This is a genomic window from Nostoc sp. PA-18-2419, assembly GCF_005869855.1.
GTDB lineage: Bacteria > Cyanobacteriota > Cyanobacteriia > Cyanobacteriales > Nostocaceae > Nostoc.
The window spans coordinates 212,856-236,029 of the sequence record NZ_SZNH01000009.1; the positions used below are offsets into that span (position 1 = coordinate 212,856).

Genomic DNA, 23,174 nt, shown 5'->3' on the forward strand with positions numbered 1-23,174 from the left:
TTGAGTTTTACTTTCTAATCCATTATGAACAAGAACCAAAATACTGGATTTATTTTGATTGTGGATGATAATCCAACAAATTTATCTGTCGTGTGTGAAGCCCTCAATAGTGAGGGTTTGCGTTTCCGTGTTGCAATGGATGGAGAAAGTGCGATCGCTCAAGTTGAACGCAATCAACCAGAATTAATTTTGCTGGATGTACAAATGCCGGGTATTGATGGATTTGAAACTTGTCGTCGCCTGAAAGCCAATCCTGTTAGCCAAAACATTCCGATTATTTTCACTACAGCCTTAGCGGATAGCGATAGCAAAACTAAGGGATTTTTATTGGGTGCAGTAGACTATATCCCCAAACCGTTTGCCCAAGAGGAAGTTATTGCTAGAGTGCGCGTACATTTACAACTCAAACAATTGACTGAATCTTTGGAACAACAAGTCAGCGATCGCACCAAGGCTTTGCAACAAGCCAAAGTCAAACTGGTGCAGCAAGAAAAACTATCAACATTGGGAGAGTTAATCGCTGGTATTGCCCACGAAATGAACAATCCCATTAGCTTTATTTCCAACAATATTCCACCTTTAAAGGATTACATTGCCGGAATTACCAAGCTTCTCCTACTTTATGAACAAGAGTATCCCAACCCAACAGCCAAAATCATTACTGCGATCGAAGAATTGGATCTAAAATTCGTTCTCGAAGATTTGGCAAAAATCTTGAGTTCATTTGAGATAGGATCGGAACGAATTCAAAAGCTATCCAATTCACTCCGTAGCTTCTCTCGCTCTGATAGTGATGAAAAAATCCTTGCGAATTTGCATCTAGGATTGGACAGTACACTAATGATTTTACAACACCGCCTCAAGGGTAATGGCGATCGCCCCACCATTGAAGTTATTAAAAATTATCGAACATTACCACTGGTAAATTGCTATGTCGGCGAGATGAATCAAGTATTCATGAATATTCTTGCAAACGCAATTGATGCCTTAGATGAAGCTATTATCCAAGGCGAAATGAGCAATAAACCTCAAATTCAGATTGCAACAGAAATAGATTCTGAACAATTGGCTGTAATTCGGATTGCAGACAATGGAATGGGTATTCCCGAACGGGTTAAAAAACACTTGTTTGAACCTTTATTTACCACAAAACCTGTTGGTAAAGGCACTGGACTCGGCTTATCAATCGTCTATCAAATAATTGTCGAGAAACACAAAGGTGTATTAGACGTGAATTCTCAACCAGGTATGGGAACCGAGTTTATCATCAAAATTCCCACATGAAAGCAGTCTTTCAATTAAAAAATTTCAATATGATATATCATACTGGGCATGGCTAGACTTTCAATTCTTAATTATTAATCACCAATTTCTAATTTCTATACACAGTGAACATAACTTCAAATCCTCAATTAATGGCAGAACGCCTAGAATCTCTCAAGGCTGGGATAATTGGAGGTTTTTTCCTGTTTTTTAGTTTTGCGATCGCTAATCTTTTAAATACTTTAATACTGGCAAAGTATTTTCAGATACTCCAAAGTCTGCAAAGTGATGTTAATTGGCACTTTTTAGTGAGTGCTGTTGTTGCAACTTTTACTGGTTTCCTATTTGGTGTCACTTACCGCTATATCATCCGCTCAGATATAAATCCTCAGCTCAAAGCCGGTGGTGTGCTGGCTTTTGGCTTAGTGCGCGGATTAACCCAAATAGAACTGGGGTGGAATTCTAATAGCACGATTTGGCCTTTTTTAGTATTGGCAGCAGAAAGTATATTGTGGTTTGGAATAGCAGCGATCGCTTTTGATATCGCTATGCAACTGAATTGGGTTAAACCTTTTCCATCAAGCTAAATAGGGTACACAGCAGTGCTACTTTAGAGGGGATTGTGCTTCAAGTAGATGAAAACTGTAAGCATTTTATTTTTGTATTATGATTAAGAAATAAATTACAAAAACTACAAAACTAAGTATAAATAATTACTAAAACTTAATTAATATTTTTTATTATCTAATATGAAAGCTCAAAAACACCACTATTATTTGATAGTTGATTTAGAGGCTACATGCTCTGACAGTGGCACTGTTCCGCGTCAGGAAATGGAAATTATCGAAATCGGTGCAGTGATGCTCAATCGGACAACATGGGAAATTGATTCGGAGTTTCAGCAATTTATCCAACCTACCAGACATCTGCAACTGACGACTTTTTGTACAGAACTAACTACTATTCGGCAGCAAGATATTGATGAAGCACCAAAATTTATAGAGGCAATTTCTCGCTTTCAAGAATGGATTAATTTATTTCCAAATCATATTTTTTGTTCTTGGGGTAATTACGACAAAAAGCAATTTATTCAAGATTGTGCGTTTCATCATTTTCCTTATCCTTTTAGTTCAGAACACATAAATATCAAAGAGGAATTTTCTAAATATCTTGGCGCGTCTAAAAAATTTGGTATGGCGCAAGCTCTTAATGAGTTGGGAATAGAATTGAAAGGCACACATCATCGTGGCATTGACGATGCCCGTAATATTGCATCTATCTACAGACATATTAAAACTAAAAAATGAAATTTATAATTAGGGTTAGGGAATGGGAATAAGAAAATGAAAAAACAAAAGGACAAGGGAATAACCAATCCCCAATTCCCAGTCACTTTTATAGATTACTAATTGCTTGTGCAACTAGCTTAGAAATGAAGGGCAAAATATCGCGGTTCTTAGCTTGGGCTTTGCCTTCAGTAAATACTACTAAAAGGTAGGGGCGCTGGTTTGGTAACTCAATATACGCAATATCATGGCGAACTTGACTTGTCCAACCAGCCTTTGACCAAATTTGGGCATCTTGAGTGAGTCCACCGCCTAAAAAACCTGTTATCTGATTTTCTTCGCTGTCAGTGGGCAAATCTTCAAGGCTACGTTTGAGCAAAGCCATCATTGCTTGCGATCGCGCACTTGAAACTGCTACCCCACCGACAATACTATGCAGTAATTTGGCGATCGCATTTGTGGTCAACATATTACGGTTTTCCAATAACTCTCCTACAAATGCCCGCTCGCGTCCATAGGGGCCATCACCCCAAGTTTTTTGACAGATGTTAATCGTCTCTATTTCTTGCCATCCCAAGGATTGGTAATAGCGGTTAACGATATTACGCTGATATTTCCAGGTTTCAAAAGGGGCTGATGCTAGTTCTGGGCCTGAGGTGGTGCCAGTCAGAATGTCCACAACCAAGCTGGTGGCATCATTACTAGAATCTATAATCATATCCCGCAAGGCTCGCTCCAATTCCTTAGAAGTTTGGCTCATACCTTTTTCGAGCCATTCATTTACCGCCACTAAGTAAAATAATTTGACTAAACTTGCAGGGTAAATCCGCTCAACTCCCCGATAAGAAAAACCGCGAACTGGGTGATTCCAAAAAGCGTCGGGAGTCAGGGCGCCACCAGTGTTTACTGGTACAGGTGGATCGTAAACAACCCAAGTCAAGGCAATTTGGTTGCGGGCTAAACTGGGAAATGCTCCCCAAGTCGCATCTAAAATGCCTAACCCAAGATTTTCGAGTTGTTCGTCTTTATTAAAAAAAATCATTCTCGAATAATGTCCTTCAATCTAAAATCCAAAATTCAAAATCTAAAATCAGCAGAGTATCAGTGTCTAGCTAACCTGAACTTATACGATTCTCCTGGGTGTACGCGCTTAGCAACTCAAGCCGCATCTGGGCGACATTTATGGGTAACATCAAATCATCAAGATTTGGCGGTTGAGGTGTATTTGCGTGAAGATGACTATCCCGGATGGGCATCTTTTTCAGATTTAGGTTTATTACAACCTGCTACTGTACTTTATCAGGCTGCAAGATTTTCTGAATCTGAAATTAAAAAACTGCTCGTAGAGGTTATCGCTTTTACCCAAAAAGCGATGCAACAATCGAATTATTATCTTTGGGGTGGTACGGTAGCACCAAATTATGACTGTTCTGGGTTAATGCAAGCGGCTTTTGCTTCAGTAGGTATTTGGTTACCCAGAGATGCTTATCAACAGGAAGGATTCACCCAACCAATTACGATTGCAGAATTAGCAGCTGGCGATTTAGTATTTTTTGGAACCAGCCAAAAAGCAACCCATGTGGGACTTTATTTGGCGGATGGTTATTATATCCACAGTTCTGGAAAAGAACAGGGACGCAATGGGATTGGGATTGATATTCTCTCGGAACAGGGGGATACAGTTAGTCAGTCCTATTATCAACAGCTGCGAGGTGCTGGTAGAGTTATCAAGGGTTACGAACCACAAACAGAAGTCACCAGCGGCGGCTTTGGCCGTTGAGAACTTCTCTCAAGACACTGAGGACGCAGAGGAAGATGGGGAGTGGGTTGGTTTATCAAGGGTTGAATGAGGCGATTTCGGCAATTGTCCCAGATGTTTCGGTAGTGGTGCCGATACATAACGAAGTGGAAAGTTTGCCGCTTTTAATAGAAGCGATCGCATCTACATTATCTTCGAGTCAGATAAGTTATGAAATCATTTGTGTTGATGATGGTTCTAATGATGGTTCCGGGGAATTTCTTAGACAAGAGGCGCAAGCACGTTCTGATTTAAAGGCAGTGATTTTACGTCGCAACTACGGCCAAACTGCGGCGATGGCTGCTGGATTTCATTATGCATTAGGTAAAGCGATCGTCTCTTTGGATGCTGATTTGCAAAATGACCCGGCTGATATTCCGATGTTATTGGCAAAACTGGATGAAGGTTACGATTTGGTGAGTGGTTGGCGACAAAAACGCCAAGATGGTGCTATAAATCGCTTACTTCCCTCCAAAATTGCCAATTGGCTAATTCGCCGTACTACTGGTGTGAATATTCATGACTATGGTTGTTCCCTCAAAGCCTATCGTGCAGAACTACTGGCAGATATGAACCTCTACGGAGAATTACATCGCTTTTTACCTACTTTGGCCTATATTGAAGGAGCGAGAATTACCGAAATACCCGTGCGTCATCACCCTCGCCGCTTTGGTCGCAGTAAGTATGGGATTTGGCGCACATTCCGGGTGTTAATGGATTTATTAACCATTTTGTTTATGAAAAGGTTCCTCACCCGCCCGATGCATGTTTTCGGGTTGTTAGGCTTAATTTCAATGGTTTCAGGAACGCTAATCGGCATTTATTTGACGTTCATCAAATTAGCTTTCGGTGAGATGATTGGCAATCGCCCTTTGCTAATTTTGGCAGTTCTGCTGTTAGTGACTGGAGTACAGTTGTTTTGCTTCGGTCTTTTAGCAGAGTTACTGATGCGTACATATCATGAATCCCAAGGACGGCCTATCTATCGTGTGCGAGAGGTGGTAGCAAAAAACGTTAACTAAAGTAACAATAGTAATGATTTGTTATTGGTCATTGGTCATCAGTAAATAGTTAAAAGTAAATATTTGATTGATTTTAAACAATCGGACTTTGGACAAATGACAAATAACCGATAACAAAGGACAAAAAACTCATTCAATCGCATCTACTTTGAAAGTATTTAATACATTTGATACCGAATTGCGGTACAACCTGCTGATTCTATTCACAGCAGGTTTATTATTCTGGTCGAGCGTGGCTTCGCTGTTACCAACTCTACCGCTTTATCTTGAGTATGTAGGCGCAACTAAGCAACAAATTGGGATTGTAACAGGTAGTTTTGCCGTTGGTTTATTGCTAACTCGGCCGATACTGGGACGATTGGCCGATGAACGTGGTCGAAAACTTGTCTTGTTGATTGGTAGTATCGTAGCTGCGATCGCACCTTTTGGTTACTTAGCAACTCAAGGCATTGGGCTGTTAATCCTGGTACGGATTTTTCATGGCGTTAGTATCGCTGCTTTTACCACTGGTTACAGTGCTTTAATCGCAGATTTGGCTCCAACCGAAAAACGTGGTGAAGTTATTAGTTACATGAGCCTTGCAACTCCCATTGGTTTAGCAATCGGCCCTGCCTTGGGAGGGTTTTTACAAGCTACAACTACTTATGGGGTGTTATTTTTATTTTCTGCTGAGTTGGGTTTTGTGGCTCTGTTAGCAATTGTCCAAGTCACTAATCCGCCACTACAGACACAGGAGTCAACTCTAGACAATAATCACAAATTTTGGCAAATTCTCAATAGCCCACGGGTGAGAGTGCCAACTTTAATTATGTTACTGGTAGGTTTGTCTGTAGGTACTGTACATACCTTTGTGTCTTTATTTATCAAATCAACTCAGATAGACTTTAATGGTGGATTATTTTTTACAGTTGCGGCAATTTCTAGTTTTAGTACCAGGGTATTTGCTGGTAAGGCAAGCGATCGCTTCGGTCGTGGTTTGTTTATTACCTTTGGTATAATTTGTTACATTTTAGCATTGTTGCTGCTGTGGCAGGCTAACAGTGTGATTAGTTTCTTACTGGCAGCGATTTTTGAAGGTAGTGGTGGTGGTACAGTTATATCGATGGTTGTAACTATGATGGCAGACCGTTCGCTGCCACAGGAACGGGGTCGAATTTTTGCTATTTGCGTAACTGGATTCGACTTGGGGATTGCGATTGCTGCTCCTGTTTTGGGTTCTATTGCCGAACAAGTCGGTTATCGCAGTATGTTTGGCTATGGTGCTGCAATTACTTTTTTGGCACTTGTGATTTTCTTCACTAAATCCAGCAAAGATTTATCTAAGTCCTTGCGCTTTGCCTTGGGTCGTACCCCAGATACTTATGCTTTGAATAAGTTATAAGGAACTGAGAAATAAAAAATATCTGACTGTTGCTAGTCATCAATCACCAATCTGAAACAGGAAAATTTATTTTTTTGAGTTCCTTAAATTAATGGTTAAAAGTTTTTATTGTGGTCACTCATAACTCTAAAAAACGGGCGAGGAGGGATTCGAACCCCCGACACCGTGGTCCGTAGCCACGTGCTCTAGTCCACTGAGCTACACGCCCTTGACAAGAAACTATATTAACACTTTCTCACTAAATGACGCAAGACAATTTTCCATCTAATTTTGCCAATTTAACCCATCTAGATTACCAAGGACAAGCACAGATGGTAGATGTGTCTGTGAAAGAACCTACTGTCCGCCAAGCAGTAGCCGCTGCTAAGGTGCGGATGCTCCCAGCAACTTTCGCCGCAATTCAAGCCGGAAATGTCCCAAAAGGCGATGTGTTGGGGACTGTGAGGTTAGCTGGGATCATGGCAGCCAAGCAAACAGCTGCTTTAATTCCCCTATGTCATCCCTTACCTTTACAGAAAATTGCGATCGAGGTAATTCCCGATCCCCAACTACCTGGTTATGAAATTCAAGCCACAGTCAAAACCAAAGCTGAAACTGGCGTAGAGATGGAGGCTCTAACTGCTGTTTCTGTTGCGGCTTTAACTTTATACGATATGGCTAAAGCATTAGAAAAGTCGATTCAAATAGAATCGATTCGCTTAATCAGTAAAAGTGGCGGGAAATCAGGAGATTATTCCCCGCCAGAGCAATAACCTACACTATCTCGCCCAAAGCTTTATTGAGAGCCGTTGGACTTTGAAACTCTTTGTCTTCTGGCACTTTTTCTAACAAAGAGATAATTTGCTGATCTGCTCCTTGCTTTTTAGCGTGTTGAATTAAATCTTGCTTTTTTGCAGGATAGTCAACACCTTTCAAGTGTTTTTGGATTTCAACTGGGTTTGCCTTGGCCATTTTTATCCACCTCTAAAGGTAATTCCCATCTTCACAAGTGGATATATTTACTCCCTCTATCAAACAGATGAATCATTTGTAACTTAAAAAATCCAAAGGTCATCCACTAGGTTGATGAACCAGGCTTTTAACTTTGAGTAATAGCGATCGCACTCCCAAAAACCTTAGAATGAGTAGGGTGTATTTAATATCTGTAACAAATATTTATGCCTCCTCGTTGGCCTCGCAAACCTGATCGCAAAGACCCAGAGTACCGCAAAATCGATGACCGAATGAATTTTGCGATGCATGTAGCGATTGCTGCTACTATTAATTCTGGATTGTGGTTCTTCCACAACTTGAAAGGCACTAGTTGGGAGTGGCTGCCCTGGTTTACAGTGAGTTGGCTAGTAATACTGTTGGTACATCTAATTTATATTGCTGCGATCGCCAACTACACCGAAACACCACCCAAATCCACCTGAAGATGGACTGCTGATACTGGGGCGATTGTAACTTGTGGCAGTAGAATCAGCCTTGTTGATTGAGCAATAATCCAAATAAACCGGAAATTTCGCGCTCTTTCTCAATTTAGGATTATTTTTATGGCTAAAACTAACACCGCAGAACTACTGGAAGCCCTAGCAGCTGAAATTGGTGAAAACGTCTACATAGATGTTGCTAAATGGCATCTTTATTTATCTAATGCCAAACTGCATACCCTTGTCGCTGAGCAACTGTATCCTTTAATTACTTCCAATGCTGTAAATGAAGACCAAGTTACACAAGTTTTATCATCTATTTCAGTAAAAATTGGCGGCGGCAAACGCGAACTTCCTTTAATTGATTTTCTCCCAGTCCAATGCCAAGTTAATTTAGTAGATATTTTGGAAAAATTTCAACGCGAAAATTAATCGCTAAAACCAAAATTCTATTTAAGAAAAACAGAGTTTATAAGTCACAATTCTAAATAAATTCTGTAGCTTGGGCGATTTGATATTGAGAGTCGCTAAAAATTTTCATGCAAACTTATTGAGGCTAATTATATGCTTTTACAACTCAAAGACACGGGTGAATTAGTAAAAATTCTGGAAATTCAAGAATTAATTGACCCTAATAATGATGTTGTTCATGCACGAGAACAACAAGGTGAAGAAGAACAGCAACCTGATTCTTTCAAAAAAGAAAATCTCGTTTTTCCCTCTGGCGAAGATTTACCACGCTGTTGGTTAGATGCTAATTACCGGGGTGGCAATGCTTAATTAGTTTAGAATTAGTGGGTTGGGTTGTAGTTTACTTCCTGAGGGGTACAAAACCCAATCTTCTATGTTAGAAAAAGTGGTAGAATTATTCATATTAAAAAGCTACCTATCTTTTAAGGTGAACATTTATTCAAGCACGTAAACTTACCTGACTCAACCTTCACTAAGACAGCTTGACTCTGGCGTTCCCCCTTCTGAAATTTCAGTTCATTTCCTGATGTTACTGTGGCGGAAAGATTTATCAGTGGTAATTTTTGTAAAATTGTTTCTCTCGAAGGTTGGGGTGACAGAGAGTTGATAAGAGCTTGAGTAGCATCATAACTAGTGGCTGTGCGCCAACTAATGTCTCCTCCCCATAGTTGCTTTGCAGCTTGGGAAAAGTCTCTAGCTTGTGGCGCTTCTCTAAACCAAGGCACAGCAACAACTAAGCCTTCAACGGCATTTCCACCATCTTGTAAGGTTTTCGGATTATATAAACTATCACTACTTAACAACTTTAGTGGTAACTTCTGATCAACATTGACTTTAGCAATATCGACTGCTGTGGCTGTATATTGTACATCTGGAAATAATATAATCGCCTGCACCTGTTTGGATGCAATAACTTTAAATTCTCGCTCAATATCAAGTGTTGGATCTGTCAAATTTATTAGACTAACAATCTGACCTTTAAAGTTAGTTTTAAACTCTTCCCTCAAACTATTGCTATAAAAACTTCTGGGATTATAAACAATCACAACTTGATTTAAACGAGAATTAATAGCATATTGCGCTAACTTTTTACTAAATGCAGCATCCGAAGAAGTTGTTCTAAAGAAATTGTTTGCCTGCAAGTTGTTGGTGCTGTTAGTAGGAGAAATGATAGGTGTATGTGCTTGTTTGTATATAGGAAGAGCTGCTTGTGTGGTCTGGCTAGAACTATGCCCGATTACTCCCAATACAGATTTATCGTTAACCAGTTGTTGAGCTATTTGTTTGGCTTGCTCTGGGTTGTTAGCATCATTAGCAATAGCAACTTCTAATAATCGATCATTTAAGCCACCATTAACATTAAATTGCTGTTGCGATTGTGCGACTCCACGCAAAATTTCTTGAGCTCTATCTCGTCCATTGTCTGCGGGTACGGCCACTGCTAAAGTGAACGGATTACCTTTTTGACGAGCTATTGCATTATTGTAGTAAATCCGTACTTCTGGATCGTTGCGATTAGCCGTTATAGCTCGTTGAAATAATTGAACGGCTTCACGGTAATTACCTTGTTTAAATGCTTCTATACCTTGGTCGCGGTAAGTGTTAGAGATAGTGAAAAAGAGAGTGCGATCGCCACGACTAATATTATCCAGAATTAATCGATCCTGATTGGAAACACAACTACCATCAACTTTTTGTTGACCGCGATCGCAGGAAGTTGAAAATAGACGAACACCAATACTACCTATTATAAAAATAACTAGTAAAATTATACTCAAGATAAGTGGACGATGAATCAAAGGTTTTTGATTTTCTAATGATTCAATTTTTACTAACTTTTGTTGATAATTTTTAAGTTTTATCTCTAGACTTTTTTGTTGTTCAATTTCTGCTTCAATTTCGCGTAGTTTATATTTTGCAGATTCTCTCTCAGGCTCAATTGTTAAAACTTTCTCAAAGGGTTCTTTTGCCTTAATATACTTTTCTTGGTTTATCAAATTATTTCCATAAGCTTCTAGTCTGACTAAAAAAGCTTCTTGATTACGTATATAATCTATCTGGTAGGCTCGTTCATAGAGTTCTAGAGCTTTTTCAAAATTGTAAATCTCCAAGTATTTATCAGCTAAAACAGTTAGAGTACTAAAGTGATTAGGATTGATTTTTAAAATTTCCTCATAAGCATCTAACAAATCTTGATTGTTATCATTTTGATGCAGTTTCGTTACTTCTTCGTTAATTATATCGATTTCTTGTTTTCTAAGTTCTTCTAATCCCCATATTGCTTTTTTTAATGGGCGGCTTTTCACTAACCAACGACGGACTAATTCAATTTTTATTCGCCGCTCGGTTTCATCTAAAAAACCATTTGCTGTTAGTTTTTTAGCAGCCTCAATCAGTTCCTTTGTTGCAATCACTCCATATTCTTCTAGCAGTATTAAAGGATCTTCCGGAAATGAATTTCCTTGCTCAATAGCTATTTGTTGAGCATCTGCTACAGCTGAAAAGACTACTTTTTCATCAATAGATAATCCATCCCAAAATCCTATTAATCCAGCTTCTACACTTTCAATAGTTTTGTCTACAATACCTTCGACATCAAAACGAGTAACTCTCCATTGGTGTGCAAGTTTTGCTTGCAGAAAAAGATTAAAACAGATAGCTTGGGTAAAATATGGATGCCCTGATGAAAGTTCAAAAACTGCTTTTATTGCATCTTCCTCATATTCCAGCATACCTTGTGCTGGTTTAATAATTAGTTGTTTAGTAGTTATTTCATCAAGTAAATCAACTTTTTGATATGGTGGACTGTTAAATAAATTAATTAAATTTTTTAAATCATTTTTATTTCGCCTTACTACAGGTATAATAGATAATTTTTCTTGTTGCTTTAGAAGTGATTGTAAATATTTTAAAAAATTATTACTATAATTTAAAATGTTATCATCGTTACTGATAACATCAAATTCATCTAGTAATATCACTAAATTTTTCTCGCCTAATCTTTGATAAACTCTCGGTAAAAAATTATCGGAAAATATATCTAGATTATTTTGTAACTGTTCCTCAGAAGGAAATGGGCTAATATCTGAATTTAGCTCTAAAGATTCTGCGATCGCTTCAGATAATTTGTGTAATATATCACTCAAAGAAGATTGACTGTAACTTTGCAAGTCAAAAGTAATAAAAACAAATTTCTTCTGAGCAAGTTTGTGGGGTATCTGCTGAAGTACGGAAGATGTGCCAATTCGTCGTTGACCGTGCAATAAAATAATTCTTATATTACTATTGAGACAATCTTCAATGAACTTGAATACATTTTCTCGTCCGAAAAACTTTTCCGGTTCATAGATTGAACGACCAATGATGTAAGGATTTCTACGAGCAGTAGAATTATTCATATAAAAAAGCTACCCTCGTCTTTTAAGGTGAACATTGCTGCAAGCATTTAAACTGACCTTGCTCAATTGTCACAAGAATGGCTTTACTTTGGCGTTCTCCGTTCTTAAATTTCAGATCGTCTCCTGATGTTACTAGCTTATCTTCCGATATTCCTTTAGGGGAAAGATTTAAGTTTTGCAGTCGTTGTAGAATTGTTGCTCTCGAAGGTCGCGATGACAGAGATTTAACAAAAGCTTGAGTAGCATCATAACTGGTGGCTGTGCGCCAACTAATTTCTCCTACCCATTGTTGCTTTGCTTCTTGGGAAAAATCTTTTGCTTGTGGTGCTTCCCTAAACCAAGGCACAGCAAGAACTAAGCCTTCAACATTTTTACCATTATCTAATGTTTTTTTATTGTATAGGCTGTCACCTCCTAACAACATTAGGCCTAAATTTTTATCAAGATTGACTTTAGCTACTTCAAGTGCTGTGGCTGTATATTTTATGTCTGGGAATAATATAACTGCTTGCACCTGTTGAGATGCAGTGTCTCGAAGTTCTTTCTCTATATCTAGTTGCGGATCTGTCAAATCTATCAAGCGAACAACCTGACCTGCAAAATTCTTGATAAATTCTTCCCTGATACTGTTACTATAATTACTTGTAGGATTGTAAAAAATTACAACTTTCTTGAAAGGATAATTTGTAGCATATCTATCTAAAGTTTCACCAAATGCAGCATTTGAAGGAGTTGTTCTAAAGAAATTTTTTCCCTGTAAAGTGCTGGCAGTGCTGGTAGGAGAAATAATAGCTATATCTGCTTGTTTGTATATATTAAGAGCTGCTTGTGTCGTCTGGCTAGAGCCATGGCCAATTACCCCCAGTAGAGAGTCTTTCTGAACCAGGTTTTTAGCTATTTTTTTGGCTTTCTCTTCGTCGTCAGTATCGTTGGCAATTAAAATTTGTAGCAATCGACCATTCTGACCGCCATTAACATTAAATTGCTCTTGTGATTGTGCAACTCCACGCAAAATTTCTTGAGCTTTGGATTGGTCATTTCCGGGTACAACCACTGCTAAAGTTAAGGGACTATACTCGTCTCCCGTTTTAGCCTTGTCACGAGCTTTGGCATTGTTGTAGTAAATCCTTAGTTCTGGATTGTTGCGATTGTTAGGATTATTCGTTATGGCCTTTTCAAATAATTCAACGGCTTTAGAGTAATTACCTTCTTTAAATGCTTTTAAGGCTTCGTCGGGGCGAGTGTTGTTATTAGTGAGCAATAAAATATGATCGCCACTACTAATATTACTCTGAATATTATCATCTGCTTTTGGTGTAGTCGTTGGAGTTGTTGTTGGTAAAGGGTTAGGAATTGAAGAAGACAGATTAACAGCAATACTACCACCTAAGAGGGCAATCAATCCTACAATCATACCTAATATAACTCGCTGGTGAAGGGGATTTTTTGAGTTGTTTATATCAGGTTTAGTTAATTGTTCCTCAAGTTGTTGTATTTGGAGTACTTCCTGTTTTTCAAGTTCAGTGTTAATTTCTGCAAGTTGTTCTTTTACTGATTCCTTCTCAGGCTCAATTTCTAAAGCTCTATCAAACTGAATTTTTGCCTTAGTTAATTTTCCTTGTTTCCTCAAATTTTTTCCATAGGCTTCTAGTGCTTGTAAAAGATTTTCTTTATTCTCGATACGGTTATAGTGATAGGCTCGGGTGTAAAGTTCCAAGGCTTTCTCAAAATTTTCAATATCCAAGTACTTTTTAGCTAGACGAGGTATAGTCTTGAAATGATTTGGATTGAGTGTCAATATTTTTTCATAATGGTTTATTATATCTTGAGTACTATTATCGCGATACAATTCTAATTCTTGTTTTGCAATTTTATCTATTTCTTCTTTGTTAATTTTTTCCAATTCATTTATTTCTTGATTTAATGGGTGATATTTGATTAACCAACGCCGAACTAATTCAATTTTGACTCGTCGTTCTCGCTCTGTGCCTTCCAAATAACCTTTCTTAACTAACTGCTTTGTAGCTTGAATTATTTCTTCTGTCTGGATAACTCCATAGCTTTTCAATAGTGTAAATGGGTCTTCTGAAGATTTTACTTGCTCAATAGCTATTTTTTGAACCTCTGCTACTGTTGCAAAAAATACTTTTTCATTAATAGATAATCCATTCCATAAACCTTCTAATCCACCTCCAAGATTGTCAATGGTTTCGTCTACAATTTTGTTTACATCTTCATGATTAACTTTGCTTTTTATCGCCGATTTGGCTTGGAGAAAAAGATTGAAGCAGATACCTTGGATGAGATAGGGATGGCATGATGAAAGTTCAAAAATTGTATTGATTGCATCTTCTTGATACTCCAGCATACCCTTTGCTGGATTAGTAATTAGTCGTCTAGCACTTATCTCATAAAGTAAATCAATTTTTTGAGTTGGTGGACTGTCAAACAACTGAAACAGGTTTTCCAAATCATCATCGAACCGCCCTAAAACTGGAATAACAAACAATTGTTTTTGTTTGATTAAAACTGTTTTTAAATATGGAAAAAAGTTATTATTTATATTATCATTATTAATAATTGCAACATCAGATTCATCCAATAACAGCACTAATTTTTTATTACCTAATTCCTGATTGCAAACTGTTGGTAAAAATGTATCACAAAATATATCTAAAATATTATTATTTTTTTTATCGTTAGGAAATATACTAAGATATTCATATCTGTCTAATTCTTCGCATATTGTTTGAGCTAATTTATATATAATATGGCTCACAGATGATTTACTGTACATTTGCAAATCAAAACAAATAAAGACAAAGTTTTTCTGATTTTCCGGCTTAATTTTATGGGGAAACTGTTTAAGTAGGGAAGATTTCCCAATGCGCCGTTGACCGTGCAATAACTGAATTTGTATATTATTGTTGAGATTATCTTCAAGAAACGCAAATAAATCTTCGCGTCCAAAAAATTTTTCCGGTTCATTAATTGTCTTACCGACGATGTAAGGATTTCTCCAATGACTTATATTCGTCACATTCTTTCTCTCCACAGGGTTACCTGATTAACTTACTGTTTTATATTTCCGCCCCACAAAAAATTATGACGAAACTGCTTTTCTAATAAAAAGGGGATTGTTTCAGATATTGGGGTTAGATATTTAATTAGAAAATAGTAAAATTTTTTATTTAATTATAGTATAAAAAAATTATTGACTGTATGTATAAATTACATCAAATTTGTCTATTTTTCGTAAATTTTACGTAAAACTATATTTTTATAAGTATTTTTACGTTATGTAAAATTTTTAACGAAGTCGCTAATGATAAATGAATTGGTATAACTACTGATTTTTTTTCAGATTGAACCTCACACTCAAAAATAGTACATATTTACTATACTGGTGTTAAAATGCCTTACAAGTCAGCTAGCCTTGCTTGAGGTAGTATGAAAAAAATCCAAGACAGCCGCAAACAGCCTGTTTCAGTCAATGTTTCACTTTTGCAGGCGACACCTGTGACTACTGCCATATTGCCACTGCAACTGCAAGAGGAAAAAATTATCAGCAAACGAGAGCGTTTAACCKCGCAAGTTGAGCGTGTCAATCGGATGGCAGGGGAGCTAGAAGCAGCGATACTGGAGTTGAAAGCGATCGCTAATACGTTCAACACTCAAAAACGTTACCCACTGATCAAGCCAAAACTATGCAAAAATATTTGTCAGTATTTAGCAGTTAGCGTCCCTTGGGTAAGACAAAAATCAGACCAGTCTTTTATTTTGACAACACGAAGAGTTGATTTATTCCGAGCAGAAAGGGAAGCCGCACTGCTAGCACAGCAGTTACGTCAGCAAACTAAAAAAAGATTAGCATCGCAGCGACATAGAAAAAACAAGGATAGGGCTAACWCCAACATAAAACGATTCTTCAAAAAATATTAGTCAACAAATCTTAAAGCGATCGCCATTTAAAGGTAACCCACCTCCGAGGTTGTAACAGTTATGCTGATTGAAGTGGTAGAAGGAAGATATTATCAAAATTGCCAGTTACCACACTACCATTGCTAATTGCCACCAAAATTGGTTGCAAAAGGCACATCTGCCCCCAGATTTGCACTTGTGTAAAATCAGAGTGCAACTTTAGGGACGATGAATCAGCGCTCAAAAGGGGTAAAAAGAAGGTGTTAAAGACACTTTTAGTGATTGCCGTTGGTTTTTTACCGTCCCTATTTTCATTGTGGGTAATCCGGAAAACCCGATCGCGATCGCGCTTACGAATGAGGCAAGCAGCCATGAATTTTCCTCGGGTGCGGGAAGCGCAAAACTTCAGATCGGCTGAAGGCGATCGCTATTATTTAGAAGGAGTGGGTTACCTGATTGGCGATATCAGCTGCAAATTTAATGCTCGATCCGGCTACATCCGCTGTGCAGTAAATCCCGACGGCCCATGTAACGGTTGTCGTCACTACGAGCCAAAACAATTAGCTGGTAATGAAAAAAAGCTTGATAGTCTGTAACAATCCAGAAGTCAGAATAATTAAAGAATCATCAGAATATTAGTACTATATTTGCTGCTTGAACCTGGGAATGATAAAATCATTGCCTACTACAATAATTTGTATTTACAAACACTTTGAATATTTGTCTTTGTATGCTCAAATAAAAATAATTTAATATACAGCAGATTTCAATGTTCTACTTAATCTTTACCTTTAGCTTTTGCAAACTATCTAATAACTAGATGATTATTTAACGATGAAAAAAATTTTCTCTAAGATAACAGCATTATTATCAAGTTGCACTTTACTACTCACAGGCTGCGGTGGTGGTACTACTACTGTGACAAATTCTCCAAGTAATAGTCCAGATACTACTACGAATAACACTGCAACTAACACCGCAGCAACGACGGGTATATTATCCGGTGCGATTCCCATCGGTATTGCCGTTGCCCAAACTAGCAATGTGGCATTATTGGGTCAAGAAGAAGTGGCTGGAGTCAAAATTGCTGAGAAGTACTTTAATGCTAAAGGTGGAGTCAATGGTACTCCAATTAAATTGGTGTTTCAAGATACTGGCGGTGATGAAGCAGGAGCAATTAACGCTGTTCAAACTTTAATTAATAAAGATAAAGTTATTGGGATTGTTGGCCCAACTTTATCACAGCAAGCTTTTAGTGCCGATCCGATTGCTGACCGTGCAAAAGTACCAATTATTGGCCCATCAAATACTGCAAAAAATATTCCCGAAATTGGTGATTATGTGGCTCGTGTTTCCGCACCAGTTTCCGTTGTCGCTCCTAATTCGGTGAAGGCTGCACTCAAGCAAAACCCCCAAATTAAAAAAGTCGCAGTTTTCTATGCTCAAAATGATGCATTTAGTAAGTCAGAAACGGAAATTTTCCAGCAAACAGTCAAGGATCAAGGACTGGAAGTAGTAACAGTTCAAAAGTTTCAAACTAGTGATACAGATTTTCAAAGCCAAGCTACCAATGCGATTAATCTTAAACCAGATTTGGTGATTATTTCTGGTTTGGCTGCTGATGGTGGTAATTTGGTGCGACAATTACGCGAACTGGGTTATAAAGGTTTAATTGTTGGTGGGAATGGTTTAAATACATCGAATATATTGCCAGTTTGTAAGGCACTTTGTGATGGTGTATTGATTGCTCAAGCTTATAGTCCAGAACATCCAGGAGAAATTAATACGGCATTTCGTAAAGCCTATACTGAGGAATATAAAAAAGAACCACCCCAATTTAGTGCCCAAGCTTTTGCAGCAGTGCAGGTTTATATCGAAGCACTGCAAGCTTTAGATAAAAACACTAAAGTTAATAAATTACAACTACCAGAATTACGTACTCAATTAAATAAACAGATACTTAGTGGAACATACAATACACCTTTGGGTGAAATTGGTTTTACTCCAGTGGGTGAAGTTGTCCAAAAAGATTTCTATGTAGCTCAAATCAAAATGGAAAAAGACGGAAGTCAAGGTAAATTTACATTTTTAAAATAGTTGCTAGATGAATATCAGTCTATTTTTGCAGCAATTATTAAATGGCTTATCCATTGGCAGTGTTTACGCAATTTTTGCCTTAGGATATACCTTGGTTTATTCTATTTTAGGCATTATTAATTTAGCTCATGGGGCAATTTTTACGTTGGGTGCATATTTCACTTATACACTCATGGGTGGTAACTTTGGATTTAACGGCTTATTAGCTAATGCAGTCTTGCCGATAAAATTACCATTTACTATAGCTTTGATTTTAGGAAGTAGTTTAGCAGGATTGGTAGGGGTAGTGATGGAACGGGTTGCTTTTCAGCCTCTACGACGTCAGGGATCTGACCCTTTACTAACTGTTGTTTCTAGCTTGGGAGTAGCAGTGGTAATCGTAAATTTAATCCAGTATTTAGTAGGGGCAGAAAGTTATACTTACCCAGCAAATACTTACGGAAATTTACCACCTTCTATTAACTTTGGTACTGAAGAAAAAGAAATTCCAATTCGTACCGTTCAGATAATAATTTTTGCTGTTTCAGTAACGATTGTGGCAATTCTCAGCTATTTTATCAATCGGACAAAATATGGTAAAGCAATGCAAGCGATCGCTGAAGATCCAACTACCGCTAGTTTATTAGGAATAAATAGCGATCGCTTTATTATCTTAACATTTTTTCTCAGTAGTTTCTTAGCAGGATTAGCAGGAACTTTAGTGGCTTCTAGTGTTAGTATAGCTGGGCCATATTTCGGCATCACCTTTGGTTTAAGGGGTTTAGCGGTAATTGTTTTAGGTGGTTTGGGTAGTATTCCTGGCGCAGTTTTAGGAGGATTACTTATTGGATTAGTCGAGGCTTTTGTGCCGGCGGAATATTCCGGTTATAAAGACGCTGTAGCCTACGGAATATTATTTATCATGTTGTTAGTTAGACCCCAAGGTTTACTAGGTCGTCGGTTGATTCAGAAAGTTTAAACAGACACAGCACTATGAAAATATACACTAAACAAAAATTAACTTTTGATGATTTTTTGGAACAGTGTTCAGAGTCAGGTTTATATGAATTTGTAGATGGGGAAATTGTAGAAGTGTGTGCAACTAGAAATCATGATGATGTCGCTGACTTTGTAGCTGACTCTTTCAAAGATGAAATTAAACGTCTCAATCTGAATTACGTAGTAAAAAGTACAGCAGTTTTGAGAACTATAACTGCCAATGGAATCGAACAAGGGCGTAAGCCTGATGTCAGCGTGATAGATAGAGATGTATGGCGCTCAAATCGTTCTGCTTATTCTGCACTTGAAGAACCTATCCAGTTAGCTATAGAAGTAACATCAAATAATTGGGAAGATGACTACATTGATAAATTAGATGAATATCAACGCTTAGGTATTATAGAATATTGGATTGTAGATTATTTGGCAATTGGTTCCAGAGAGGATTTAGGAAATCCAAAAGTTCTGACTGTGTTTGTTTTTCTAATAAATCCTGAGGGTAAATACCAACGCACACACTTTAGAGGTTCTGAACGAATTGTGTCACAAACTTTTCCTAAACTGGTGCTGACAGCAGAGCAAATATTAACAGCTTAAAAATAGAGAAAAGTGATAACTTGATTAAGCTTAATCAAAATATTTTATAATGGCTGAATTTTTTTCTACTTATGAGTCACCGATAGTTTATATGGTATTGGAGGCTTTATTAGGATTATCGCTTTATTTACCATTGATGGCTGGACAATTGTCTTTAGCTAGTCCGGGGTTTTATGCTTTAGGTGGATATATTGCAGCGATTTTATCAACAAAAGTTTTTCCATCTAGTAATAATTTATTTCCGATTCCATTACTGTTATTGGAAATGTTAATTGCTGGTTTAACTTCTGGTATATTAGCTATAGTAGTAGGAATTCCGGCATTAAGATTGCGGGGAATTTATTTAGCGATCGCCACTATTGCTTTTGTAGAAGTTTTACGAGTTGTATCCTTAAATCTAGATATTACAGGCGGTGCTGTAGGAATTTTTGGTATTCCTCAACCATTCCCTAGTCAACTTCAGTATTTATGGATTGCCCTGCCATTACTATTAATTAGTATGGTATTATTTTACCGTTTAGAGCGCATTCGTACAGGCCGGGCATTTATTGCCATCCGCGAAGACGAATTAGCTGCCAGTGCAATGGGAATTAACCCCACTTACTATAAAGTTTTAGCGTTTACTCTTGGGGCAATTCTTGCTGGAATTGTAGGTGTAATTAGCGCTCATTTTCTGAATACCTGGAATGCTCGACAAGGTACTTTTGATGCTAGTATTACCTATTTAACGATTGTGTTAATTGGTGGTTCTAGAACTTTTTTAGGTTCGGTAGTTGGTGCTATTGTCTTGAAAGTTTTATTAGAAATTATTTTACGAAGAATAGCTGATATAGCAGGTTTACCCAATTGGTTAGCCCAATTTTTACGCGATGGTAGATTAATTATTTATGGTTGCTTAATAGTTTTAGGAACTATATTTTTTCCTCAAGGATTTGTCACTCCAGATATTTTAAAAAAATGTAAAAGTTTATTAATGAAGTTAATTTTTAAAACATCAAAGCAAACAACTTAGGGAACTCCAATAAATCAAAATAACCACTTAAAGTTACTGAGTGATGATTAATACATAAAACACAAATGCACCAACAATTATGATTGGTGAAAAGCAGCCGATTTGATTAAAGCAGCAGCCCAATGACAAACAACATTATTTTAGAAGCCAAATCATTGACTCGCCGCTTTGGAGGTTTAGTGGCGGTGAATAATGTATCTTTTTCAGTCAATAAACATGAGATTTTTGGACTGATTGGCCCTAACGGTGCTGGCAAAACAACACTATTTAATTTGATTACAGCTTTTATTCCCCTTTCTAGTGGAGAATTACGCTATCAAGGCACAAATATTTCCCGACTACGCCCGCATCAAATTGCGAGTTTAGGTATTGCTCGAACTTTTCAAAATATTCGTTTATTTAGTGAATTATCTGCGCTAGAAAATGTAGTAAGTGCCCGACATTTGCATAACAAAAGTAATGTGTTAACAGGAGTTTTGGGATTACCAGCAGCGCGTCGAGAAGAGAAAAAAAGCAGGCGAAAAGCTTTACAATTATTGGAGATGGTGGGCTTGAGCGATCGCGCTGAGGAAAAAGCTAAAAACCTCGCCTATGGTGACCAACGTCGCTTAGAAATTGCCCGTGCTTTAGCTTTAGAACCGGAAATTTTACTTCTCGATGAACCTGCTGCAGGAATGAACCCCAATGAAAAGCAGCAACTAAGTCAATTTATTTGTAGTTTGCGAGAACAGTTTAATTTAACAATAGTACTGATTGAACATCATGTACCTTTAGTGATGGGTTTGTGCGATCGCATTGCAGTTTTAGATTTTGGACAATTGATTGCCTTAGGTGAACCATCTATAGTTAGAAATAACCCTGCTGTAATTGAAGCGTATTTGGGAAATGAATGATACAGTAGAATTCAGGAATAAAACAGGCTTTTTGTTGGCTTGGAGACTTACATTGTCTACTCCACAACTTAAAATCTCCTGTATGATTTTATTAGATGAGTGATAGTCCAAACTTCATGCAAATAAATAGTTTAGCAAAATCAAAGGTCACAAATTTAAAAGTCAATATTTTGTCGTAAATTCAGAGAAGATGGTAGCACGCTCGTATGTATATAAATCTAATCAGTTAAAAAATTAAAGTTGAGCAGCACAATTTACGAATTGCCGCGCTCACACTTTCCGGAAATAGAATTTTGGTTACACTAAATAACTGTGATTTTTCTCAAGTAGTAAATTTAGTTTTGGACAATTTGACTTGATAATTTGATTACTATAGTGATTTCAGTTATGCTTTATTGCTGATTAAATTCTTCCTAAAGGAGGTGACGCTAACACCCTTGGGAAGATGTGGCTAATTAGCAAATAAGTATCAAATATATCAGGGACTAAGCAACATCCCTTACAAGGAGACTGACTCAATGAATTTGCAGGCAATTTGGCAACTGTTCCAAGAGACGTTTCAAGAATGGAGTGAAGATAAAGCCTCTCGGTTAGCGGCGGCCTTAGCTTATTACACAATTTTTTCTATTGCACCTTTGCTAATTATTGTAATTGCGATCGCAGGCGCAGCATTCGGAGAAGAGGCGGCAAGAGGTCAAATCGTTGGACAAATTCAAGGTTTAGTCGGCAAAAGTGGGGCAGAATTTATCCAAACAGCTATCAACAATGCTAACAAACCACAGACAGGTGCGATCGCTTCAATTATTAGTGTTGTAGTTTTGCTATTGGGTGCTACTGGTTTATTTACTGAATTGCAAGATTCTCTCAACACGATTTGGGAAGTGAAACCCAAACCCGGACAAGGTGTAACTAATATTATTCGCTTACGCTTTTTGTCCTTTGCAATGATAATAGGGATTGGCTTTTTACTTTTAGTTTCTCTAGTAATTAGTACGGGATTAGCAGCATTATCAGCCTATTTTAGTAACTTACTACCAGGTGTCGATTTTCTCTGGAAAATTCTTAATTTTGTCATTTCTTTTGCCATCACTACATTTCTGTTCGGACTAATTTTTAAAGTTTTACCAGATGTCAAAATTGCTTGGAGTGATGTTTTAATTGGAGCTATTCTTACCTCATTTTTGTTTTCCATCGGCAGGTTTTTGTTAGGACAATATTTAGGTAATGGCAGTTTTGGGTCAGCTTATGGTGCTGCGGGTTCACTGGTAATTATCCTAGCTTGGGTTAATTATGCAGCACAGATTCTTTTCTTTGGTGCAGAGTTTACCCAAGTTTATGCCAGAAGGCATGGAAGCGGTATCACCCCAACAAAAAATGCCGTACCTATGAATAATAAAACTTCTACTAATCAAGAGACGAACAACAATAGCACTGCTCCTAGAAAGCAAAATAACAATAATAAACAGTCTTTCTCTAAATTAATTAGTCGCTTAATTCGATATTTATCCAAACCAAAACGTTTCAAATCTAGAAGAAGAACCCAGCATTATTGATTATTTAAATCTCTTGATGAGCAAATTACGTCAGCAAGGTGTGGAATTTTTGGCTGATGTCAAGTTGGCATGTAGAAGTCCGATTTGATTTA

Annotated in this window: 23 protein-coding genes and 1 tRNA gene; 18 read left to right on the forward strand and 6 right to left on the reverse strand. The window is 37.5% G+C overall.

The window, feature by feature from the left end:
• Positions 1-24 precede the first annotated feature (24 nt).
• The 3 genes from FCR06_RS12185 (at position 25) to FCR06_RS12195 (ending at position 2,570) form a co-directional block, all read left to right on the forward strand.
• Entirely contained in the window at positions 25-1,284 is a 1,260-nt protein-coding gene (locus FCR06_RS12185) for a sensor histidine kinase (protein WP_138499936.1), read from the forward strand.
• A gap of 131 nt (positions 1,285-1,415) precedes the next feature.
• Positions 1,416-1,850 (forward strand): hypothetical protein, encoded by a 435-nt coding sequence (locus FCR06_RS12190; protein ID WP_138500024.1) that lies wholly within the window; start codon positions 1,416-1,418, stop codon positions 1,848-1,850.
• Positions 1,851-2,012: 162 nt separating this feature from the next.
• Positions 2,013-2,570: a 3'-5' exonuclease gene (locus FCR06_RS12195; RefSeq protein WP_138499938.1), complete on the forward strand. Its 558-nt coding sequence runs from the start codon at positions 2,013-2,015 to the stop codon at positions 2,568-2,570.
• 88 nt (positions 2,571-2,658) lie between these two features.
• Here FCR06_RS12195 and FCR06_RS12200 read toward each other — a convergent pair whose 3' ends face one another.
• Positions 2,659-3,591: a serine hydrolase gene (locus FCR06_RS12200; protein ID WP_138499940.1), complete on the reverse strand. Its 933-nt coding sequence runs from the start codon at positions 3,589-3,591 to the stop codon at positions 2,659-2,661.
• Positions 3,592-3,600: 9 nt separating this feature from the next.
• On the opposite strand from FCR06_RS12200, the gene FCR06_RS12205 reads away from it, so the two are divergent.
• From FCR06_RS12205 to FCR06_RS12215, 3 genes are all read left to right on the forward strand, one after another.
• Positions 3,601-4,329 carry a C40 family peptidase gene (locus tag FCR06_RS12205; protein ID WP_138499941.1) on the forward strand — a complete coding sequence of 243 codons (729 nt, stop codon included), beginning with the start codon at positions 3,601-3,603 and terminating at the stop codon, positions 4,327-4,329.
• A gap of 35 nt (positions 4,330-4,364) precedes the next feature.
• Positions 4,365-5,369 (forward strand): glycosyltransferase family 2 protein, encoded by a 1,005-nt coding sequence (locus FCR06_RS12210; protein ID WP_138499942.1) that lies wholly within the window; start codon positions 4,365-4,367, stop codon positions 5,367-5,369.
• A 148-nt stretch (positions 5,370-5,517) separates the two neighbouring features.
• Positions 5,518-6,750 (forward strand): MFS transporter, encoded by a 1,233-nt coding sequence (locus tag FCR06_RS12215; RefSeq protein ID WP_138499944.1) that lies wholly within the window; start codon positions 5,518-5,520, stop codon positions 6,748-6,750.
• A 134-nt stretch (positions 6,751-6,884) separates the two neighbouring features.
• Here the strand turns inward: FCR06_RS12215 and FCR06_RS12220 are convergent.
• A tRNA-Arg gene (locus FCR06_RS12220) sits at positions 6,885-6,958 on the reverse strand.
• Between the two features lie 34 nt (positions 6,959-6,992).
• Between FCR06_RS12220 and moaC the strand changes: the two genes are divergently transcribed.
• Positions 6,993-7,502, forward strand: coding sequence for a cyclic pyranopterin monophosphate synthase MoaC (gene moaC / locus FCR06_RS12225; RefSeq protein ID WP_138499945.1), 510 nt, complete (start codon positions 6,993-6,995; stop codon positions 7,500-7,502).
• 1 nt (position 7,503) lies between these two features.
• Here the strand turns inward: moaC and FCR06_RS12230 are convergent, their stop codons facing one another.
• Entirely contained in the window at positions 7,504-7,701 is a 198-nt protein-coding gene (locus FCR06_RS12230; protein ID WP_138499946.1) for a DUF2795 domain-containing protein, read from the reverse strand.
• A 206-nt stretch (positions 7,702-7,907) separates the two neighbouring features.
• Here FCR06_RS12230 and FCR06_RS12235 point away from each other — a divergent pair, with 206 nt between their 5' ends.
• From FCR06_RS12235 to FCR06_RS12245, 3 genes are all read left to right on the forward strand, one after another.
• Positions 7,908-8,165 carry a 2TM domain-containing protein gene (locus FCR06_RS12235; RefSeq protein ID WP_138499948.1) on the forward strand — a complete coding sequence of 86 codons (258 nt, stop codon included), beginning with the start codon at positions 7,908-7,910 and terminating at the stop codon, positions 8,163-8,165.
• A gap of 120 nt (positions 8,166-8,285) precedes the next feature.
• The gene (locus tag FCR06_RS12240; RefSeq protein ID WP_138499949.1) at positions 8,286-8,594 is read left to right on the forward strand and encodes a DUF3181 family protein; all 309 of its coding nucleotides are present in this window, start codon (positions 8,286-8,288) and stop codon (positions 8,592-8,594) included.
• Between the two features lie 132 nt (positions 8,595-8,726).
• Positions 8,727-8,942, forward strand: a complete 216-nt coding sequence (locus FCR06_RS12245; RefSeq protein ID WP_138499950.1) for an acetyltransferase — start codon at positions 8,727-8,729, stop codon at positions 8,940-8,942.
• Between the two features lie 113 nt (positions 8,943-9,055).
• On the opposite strand, the gene FCR06_RS12250 is transcribed toward FCR06_RS12245, so the two are convergent.
• Together FCR06_RS12250 and FCR06_RS12255 are read right to left on the reverse strand one after the other, a co-directional pair.
• Positions 9,056-12,031 (reverse strand): ABC transporter substrate-binding protein, encoded by a 2,976-nt coding sequence (locus tag FCR06_RS12250; protein WP_138499952.1) that lies wholly within the window; start codon positions 12,029-12,031, stop codon positions 9,056-9,058.
• 22 nt (positions 12,032-12,053) lie between these two features.
• Positions 12,054-15,071, reverse strand: coding sequence for an ABC transporter substrate-binding protein (locus tag FCR06_RS12255; RefSeq protein WP_138499953.1), 3,018 nt, complete (start codon positions 15,069-15,071; stop codon positions 12,054-12,056).
• A 410-nt stretch (positions 15,072-15,481) separates the two neighbouring features.
• On the opposite strand from FCR06_RS12255, the gene FCR06_RS12260 reads away from it, so the two are divergent.
• On the forward strand, positions 15,482-15,973 hold the full coding sequence (locus FCR06_RS12260) for a hypothetical protein (protein WP_189523396.1): 492 nt from the start codon (positions 15,482-15,484) through the stop codon (positions 15,971-15,973).
• A gap of 58 nt (positions 15,974-16,031) precedes the next feature.
• Here the strand turns inward: FCR06_RS12260 and FCR06_RS32565 are convergent, their stop codons facing one another.
• The gene (locus tag FCR06_RS32565) at positions 16,032-16,325 is read right to left on the reverse strand and encodes a hypothetical protein (RefSeq protein ID WP_189523401.1); all 294 of its coding nucleotides are present in this window, start codon (positions 16,323-16,325) and stop codon (positions 16,032-16,034) included.
• Here FCR06_RS32565 and FCR06_RS12265 point away from each other — a divergent pair.
• The 7 genes from FCR06_RS12265 (at position 16,213) to FCR06_RS12295 (ending at position 23,082) form a co-directional block, all read left to right on the forward strand.
• Positions 16,213-16,548: a DUF6464 family protein gene (locus FCR06_RS12265; RefSeq protein WP_138499955.1), complete on the forward strand. Its 336-nt coding sequence runs from the start codon at positions 16,213-16,215 to the stop codon at positions 16,546-16,548. The two genes, FCR06_RS32565 and FCR06_RS12265, sit on opposite strands and share 113 nt — an antisense overlap.
• A 238-nt stretch (positions 16,549-16,786) precedes the next feature.
• Complete coding sequence (locus tag FCR06_RS12270; protein WP_138499956.1) at positions 16,787-18,049, forward strand: ABC transporter substrate-binding protein; 1,263 nt, start codon at positions 16,787-16,789, stop codon at positions 18,047-18,049.
• Between the two features lie 7 nt (positions 18,050-18,056).
• Positions 18,057-19,007 carry a branched-chain amino acid ABC transporter permease gene (locus tag FCR06_RS12275; protein ID WP_138499958.1) on the forward strand — a complete coding sequence of 317 codons (951 nt, stop codon included), beginning with the start codon at positions 18,057-18,059 and terminating at the stop codon, positions 19,005-19,007.
• Between the two features lie 14 nt (positions 19,008-19,021).
• A complete protein-coding gene (locus tag FCR06_RS12280) occupies positions 19,022-19,624 on the forward strand; it encodes a Uma2 family endonuclease (protein WP_138499960.1) in 603 nt (200 codons plus the stop codon).
• A gap of 49 nt (positions 19,625-19,673) precedes the next feature.
• Positions 19,674-20,636 (forward strand): branched-chain amino acid ABC transporter permease, encoded by a 963-nt coding sequence (locus FCR06_RS12285; protein ID WP_138499962.1) that lies wholly within the window; start codon positions 19,674-19,676, stop codon positions 20,634-20,636.
• Between the two features lie 122 nt (positions 20,637-20,758).
• The gene (locus FCR06_RS12290; protein WP_138499964.1) at positions 20,759-21,529 is read left to right on the forward strand and encodes an ABC transporter ATP-binding protein; all 771 of its coding nucleotides are present in this window, start codon (positions 20,759-20,761) and stop codon (positions 21,527-21,529) included.
• Positions 21,530-22,047: 518 nt separating this feature from the next.
• On the forward strand, positions 22,048-23,082 hold the full coding sequence (locus tag FCR06_RS12295) for a YihY/virulence factor BrkB family protein (RefSeq protein ID WP_138499965.1): 1,035 nt from the start codon (positions 22,048-22,050) through the stop codon (positions 23,080-23,082).
• Positions 23,083-23,174: the final 92 nt, after the last annotated feature.